Here is a 4,892-nt window from a genome sequence, read left to right on the forward strand (position 1 = left end):
TGGCTCTCTAGCAGAAATCGTCTTTGGTTCTAAAGGGACAGGAGCCATTACAAAAACGGGGAAAACGGCAGCTAAAACAACAGTGAAGAAAGGGCTTGAACAAGGAGCAAAATCACTAGACAGAGTCTTCTATTGCCATACTCACCAAAGTTTCAAATGGCTGGTGGCCCGAAGCTTCCGTATAACGTGTTTGACGGAGAAAATCTCAAAAATAAACTCCTCTCCATGGCAAAACGTCTAGACAACAATTCAGGCTACGGAATTTCTAAAACAGGCAGACGCTTACCAGCACCTAAATCCCCACCGACTGTTGTTAGTTACGGAGATCACTATGTGAGATGGAAACGTAAAAAAGTGTTAAAACCAAATGTTGTTTATTCAACAAAGCAAGGCTACACCTACACAACCGATCACTACGGACGTATTGTCAAAGTCGAAGCAAGTGATTTAAAATACGGAGAGGTCAAAAGAAACCAATATGCCCAATCCAATTCAGGCAAGCCAGATAGATTATTAAAAGATGACGGAGGTCATTTGATTGCATCTATTTTTAAAGGGTCTGGGGATATTGATAATCTTGTGCCGATGAGTTCACAGATTAATAGAAGTGGCGGGAAATGGTATGAGATGGAGCAACGGTGGTTGAAAGCATTGAAAACCGATCCACCTAAAACTGTGACTGTTTCAATAAAAGCATTTTATGAATCAGATTCGTTAAGACCATCTGAATTCCTAGTCAAATACAAGATAGATGGAAGAGTTTATACAGACACAATATATAACAGACCAGGAGGATGAATAAATGGAAACAAAAGAGATGGAAAACTTATATAGAGAAATAGCTAAAAATTTAAATGAAATGATCCCAGTGGAATGGGATACAATTTGGATGTATGCAGAAATGTTAGATGACTCTGCATCTGCTCTCTTTTATTTTACGGTTCCTAATAAAGAGGAATATTTTTATTCTCACAATATCCCAGATCAATATCAGGTTAGTGAAGACACATATGATAGCCTGTTGATTAACTTACAAAGAAAGCTAAGACAGTTGAGGGAAGAGTATACTAAAGAACAATCAGATAAATGGACAACTGTAAAAATGAAGTTGACTTATTCAGGAAAAATGTCAACAAATTTTGGTTACGAAGATGTATTTTCTTTAGGTATTGACAATATACAGAGAATAGCAGTTTGGGAATATGAAACGTTCGGATTTTTACCCGACGATGAAGAAGATAAAGAAGCCGTATTAAATTATATAAAAAATAAAGACGATAACTAACTCAGAATACCCTCCGAATTAAGGAGGGTATTTGTTATATATTTTTCATAAGAAACCCATTTCCATTATTTAAACCGATAAACCGTCACCTCACAATCACCCAGTACCTCTTCAATCATCTCTTCCACAATCGTCCAATCGCCGCCTGCTAATCCGCAGCCAATCCCGTATGGAATGGCGATGGACGTTAGGTTTTTCTCTTCAGATGAATGTGTCACTGTATCCTTTAGGTGTTGAAAGCAGCTGTGTAAAGCATCGTAGTCGGTTTGCTTTCTTGTTCTTCCGTACCCAACTTGGGCAAACAAGTTGGCAATTGTTCTTCCGTCTTTTGTTGTGATGAGTTGAACGGAGCTTAACAAGTCATCTCCTTGTTCTGTACATAATTGTTTGTAATCTTTGTACACATTCGGGTATTTGCTTTTGATCTGTTTGGCTAATCCAGCTCCCATGACTCCTTTACAGTTCACCTGGTGACAGATGATGTCCTCACTTGCCTCTAATATATTGCCATCTACCGTTTTGATCATATGCAGTAACCCCTTTTTGATAAAATGCAAACTTATGTTCTATTATAACAGTTTTGGTCCTGTGATTTAACAGCCTTTGATGAGTTTTTAGTTAGTACATGATGTTCAAGTGACAGTAAAGTGACAAACCTGTCATTTGATTCTATGGCTTGTTCGTTCGATCGATGGAGGCAGACATCTCATTTCAATTATCCTTATCATAAATCAATTAAAAAGGGATGAAATGAGATGCAGGGATATAATGAAGATTTATTTAGGTGGGTGAATCAGCTCAGTATCGATCATGGTTACTTGAATCCAATATTTATTGGACTAGCTGAATATACAGTGCTGTTAGCAGCGCTCATGTGTCTGTTTGTATGGTTTCAAAATCGCAGCAGGTACAATAGGGCGATGGTCGTATCTGCTGGACTGACCTTCATATTGGCAGAGTTACTTGGAAAAATCGCAGGGCTCTTTTATTTCAATCAGCAGCCCTTTGCGGAAATGAGCCACGTCAATCTTTTGATTCAAAAGGAAGTGAATAACTCGTTTCCGAGTGATCATAGCATCTTTATTTTTTCAATTTGCCTGATCTTTTGGCTGTTTCATAAACGCCATATTTATTGGCTGATCATTGCGTGCGCTGTTGGTTTTTCAAGGATTTGGGTAGGTGTACATTATCCATTTGATGTCTTAGCAGGAGCTGCTATAGCGTGTTTAACAGCCGCCGCTGTTGTTTATTTGCCGATATTTCAAAAAAGTGTTGATGCCATCCTGTCGTGCTATGAATGGCTTGAACAAAAATTGGTAGGGAAGAGAACAAAATAACATGCAGCAGTAAAATACCCCGATCTGTTAACGGCTGAGATCGGGGTACTTTTTATTTTCGCCAAAACGTTGAACAATCCGCTTTGTCTTCAATATTAAATTCGATGATTTTTTTAAGGAGAGGATAATCAACTGGCAAGCTCTCTTTCATGCGAAACATCTTTTTTCCATGATCGTAGCCAGATTGTACAATGTCAGCTGAAAAGTGATCAATTCCTTTTCCTTCTGGTGCGACAGAAATGTGATGTTTTGCCACGCTAAACCCAATAATAAATGTGCCGTGATCTGTGAACATTGGCTGATTCCAAGCAATTCTCGGCTCTAATTGAGGGAATGTGTCTTTTACCCATTGTAAGATGTCTTGAGTGCGTTGCTTCAGCTCGGGGTTACCGATATTGCTGATATATTCTTCAAACACATGCATGATGTTTATCCTCCATTTCCATCGACCTCATAAGCCTCAGACGGGATTCGAACCCGCACTCCTTTCGTAAGCATAGGCTAGGGGCAACACGCTTCCCTACGGAATTTCACCTGTCTCAGCTCGTGTGCTTTTCGGTGCTTCTGAAACCCTTACCTTGCGACCCGCCAGCTACAATTTGTTTTACGGCGCTCTTCCCTTCTAGAGCTACTGAGGCGCGGAAGTTATTGATCATATTATATAAAGAAACTGGATAAATGAAAAGCTGCGCTGATGACTGGTGCCGATGGTCTTTAGGCAATCGCACAAAATAGTCAAAGGCACATATGATAAAAGACCATATGGATTTGTATACAGCATTGAATTGGGCTGATGGAAAGTGACAAAACTGTTGATGAGTAAACTGAAAGAGATAAACAATCAAAAAAAAAATGATGGCTTTACTCACAAACGTTCATTGAGTTCTCCTTTTTTGCTCATCATGGAAGATGGGGAACCTTTCTGCTCATGGGTGTTCTTTGAGAGAAGTATATTTAAGACTTGTTATTTTTCTTTGATTTCCATCAATGAAGAACAGAATTGTGTGGTGTTAGAGCTTCTTGTTCCGTGCTGCATGAGATCGTCGTGCTGTCAGAAAGTCTTGTATCGATCCAGCTCAAAAATCCTTGTCGACCTGTCTTTTTTATGCGGATTGATGGAAGTGAAGCTGCCTGTATATGATGCGCTCATATTAAAGAACATTGAATCTCATCACATCCTTCTTTGTATTTCAGCATCGTCCAGTTCGGTTGAAATATGGCGTAATGGAACAAAATTACTGAATACAGCAACAGTGGTTTTGCATCATCATGATGATCAAAATGTGCCAGTTTCTATCACCATTCAAACGAAAAAAACATGTCATGACATCTGTGTCCAAAAGGGAGAAAGCCGGGCGATTACGGTGAAAGATATGATGTTGATTTTAAAGAATCAAGCTGCTGAAAACGTGCAGGCGCGATTAGAAATACAATTAAACATGGTACAAAGGAAGAAAATAAGGCTTTAAGTTTGGGATAATCGCACAATCTTCGTAGATCACTAGATCATAGTCTATCAAGAATAGGTTGAAGGAGGGTTATAATGGCTATTTTAGGCGGGTGTAGTAATGAGCAAACAGGCTTTGTGAATGATGCAGTATGCTTCACGGTCGATTTAGCAGCAGCAGCGGATCCAGTTATCATTTGGACAGATGGAACACCATTTGTCATAAACGGGACCATTATGGTGGAAAACAATGGGATTGCAGCTGTAGCACCTACTGTGACATTAGAGGTAAACGGTGCGGCTGTTCCAGACTTCACTGTACCTCCAGGAGAGAGTCAATCCATTACGCTCAGTGATCTGAACTCCATTGGAATTGTGGCTACGGGCGGGACCTCGACTGGAAGTATTGTCGTTTCTTTTTCTCTCAATTATCAGTATTAGTGTGTATGTCTTGAAGATTCCACAGATTGAAAGTAGTGAGAGACATGTGCGCCCAACTTAATATGTGTGGAGGTATAACGGGTCCAACGGGAGTAACCGGTCCAACGGGAATAACCGGCCCAACGGGAATAACCGGCCCAACCGGAGCAACGGGCTCAACGGGAGCCACCGGCCCAACGGGAGTAACCGGCCCAACGGGAGTAACCGGCCCGACGGGAGCAACGGGTCCAACGGGAGTAAGCGGTCCAACGGGAGTAACAGGCCCAACGGGAGTAACGGGTCCAACCGGAGCAACCGGCTCAACGGGAGTTACGGGCTCAACCGGAGCAACCGGCTCGACGGGAGTGACCGGTCCAACGGGAGCAACCGGCCCAACGGGAGT

At 41.2% G+C, this 4,892-nt stretch carries 7 protein-coding genes and 1 pseudogene; 6 read left to right on the forward strand and 2 right to left on the reverse strand.

Annotated features, from left to right (window positions below; genetic code table 11):
• Positions 1–798 (forward strand): annotated as a pseudogene (locus tag AKG37_RS09275) (DNA/RNA non-specific endonuclease); the annotation flags it as partial.
• A gap of 4 nt (positions 799–802) precedes the next feature.
• Positions 803–1,285, forward strand: a complete 483-nt coding sequence (locus tag AKG37_RS09280) for a TIGR01741 family protein (protein WP_060698556.1) — start codon at positions 803–805, stop codon at positions 1,283–1,285.
• A gap of 65 nt (positions 1,286–1,350) precedes the next feature.
• On the opposite strand, the gene AKG37_RS09285 is transcribed toward AKG37_RS09280, so the two are convergent.
• Positions 1,351–1,812, reverse strand: coding sequence for a macro domain-containing protein (locus AKG37_RS09285; protein ID WP_060698557.1), 462 nt, complete (start codon positions 1,810–1,812; stop codon positions 1,351–1,353).
• Positions 1,813–2,040: 228 nt separating this feature from the next.
• On the opposite strand from AKG37_RS09285, the gene AKG37_RS09290 reads away from it, so the two are divergent.
• Entirely contained in the window at positions 2,041–2,622 is a 582-nt protein-coding gene (locus AKG37_RS09290; RefSeq protein WP_060698558.1) for an undecaprenyl-diphosphatase, read from the forward strand.
• 52 nt (positions 2,623–2,674) lie between these two features.
• Here AKG37_RS09290 and AKG37_RS09295 read toward each other — a convergent pair whose 3' ends face one another.
• Positions 2,675–3,046 carry an iron chaperone gene (locus tag AKG37_RS09295; RefSeq protein ID WP_060698559.1) on the reverse strand — a complete coding sequence of 124 codons (372 nt, stop codon included), beginning with the start codon at positions 3,044–3,046 and terminating at the stop codon, positions 2,675–2,677.
• A gap of 391 nt (positions 3,047–3,437) precedes the next feature.
• On the opposite strand from AKG37_RS09295, the gene AKG37_RS09300 reads away from it, so the two are divergent.
• From AKG37_RS09300 to AKG37_RS18545, 3 genes are all read left to right on the forward strand, one after another.
• On the forward strand, positions 3,438–4,091 hold the full coding sequence (locus AKG37_RS09300) for a CotZ-related putative spore coat protein (RefSeq protein ID WP_060698560.1): 654 nt from the start codon (positions 3,438–3,440) through the stop codon (positions 4,089–4,091).
• A 74-nt stretch (positions 4,092–4,165) separates the two neighbouring features.
• Positions 4,166–4,510, forward strand: a complete 345-nt coding sequence (locus AKG37_RS09305; RefSeq protein ID WP_060698561.1) for a DUF3992 domain-containing protein — start codon at positions 4,166–4,168, stop codon at positions 4,508–4,510.
• Between the two features lie 44 nt (positions 4,511–4,554).
• Positions 4,555–4,892, forward strand: a 338-nt coding sequence (locus AKG37_RS18545) for a collagen-like domain-containing protein (protein ID WP_193391708.1), incomplete at its 3' end; no start/stop codon positions are given.

Origin of the sequence: Bacillus australimaris, from assembly GCF_001307105.1 — a bacterium.
Classification (GTDB): Bacteria; Bacillota; Bacilli; order Bacillales; family Bacillaceae; genus Bacillus; species Bacillus australimaris.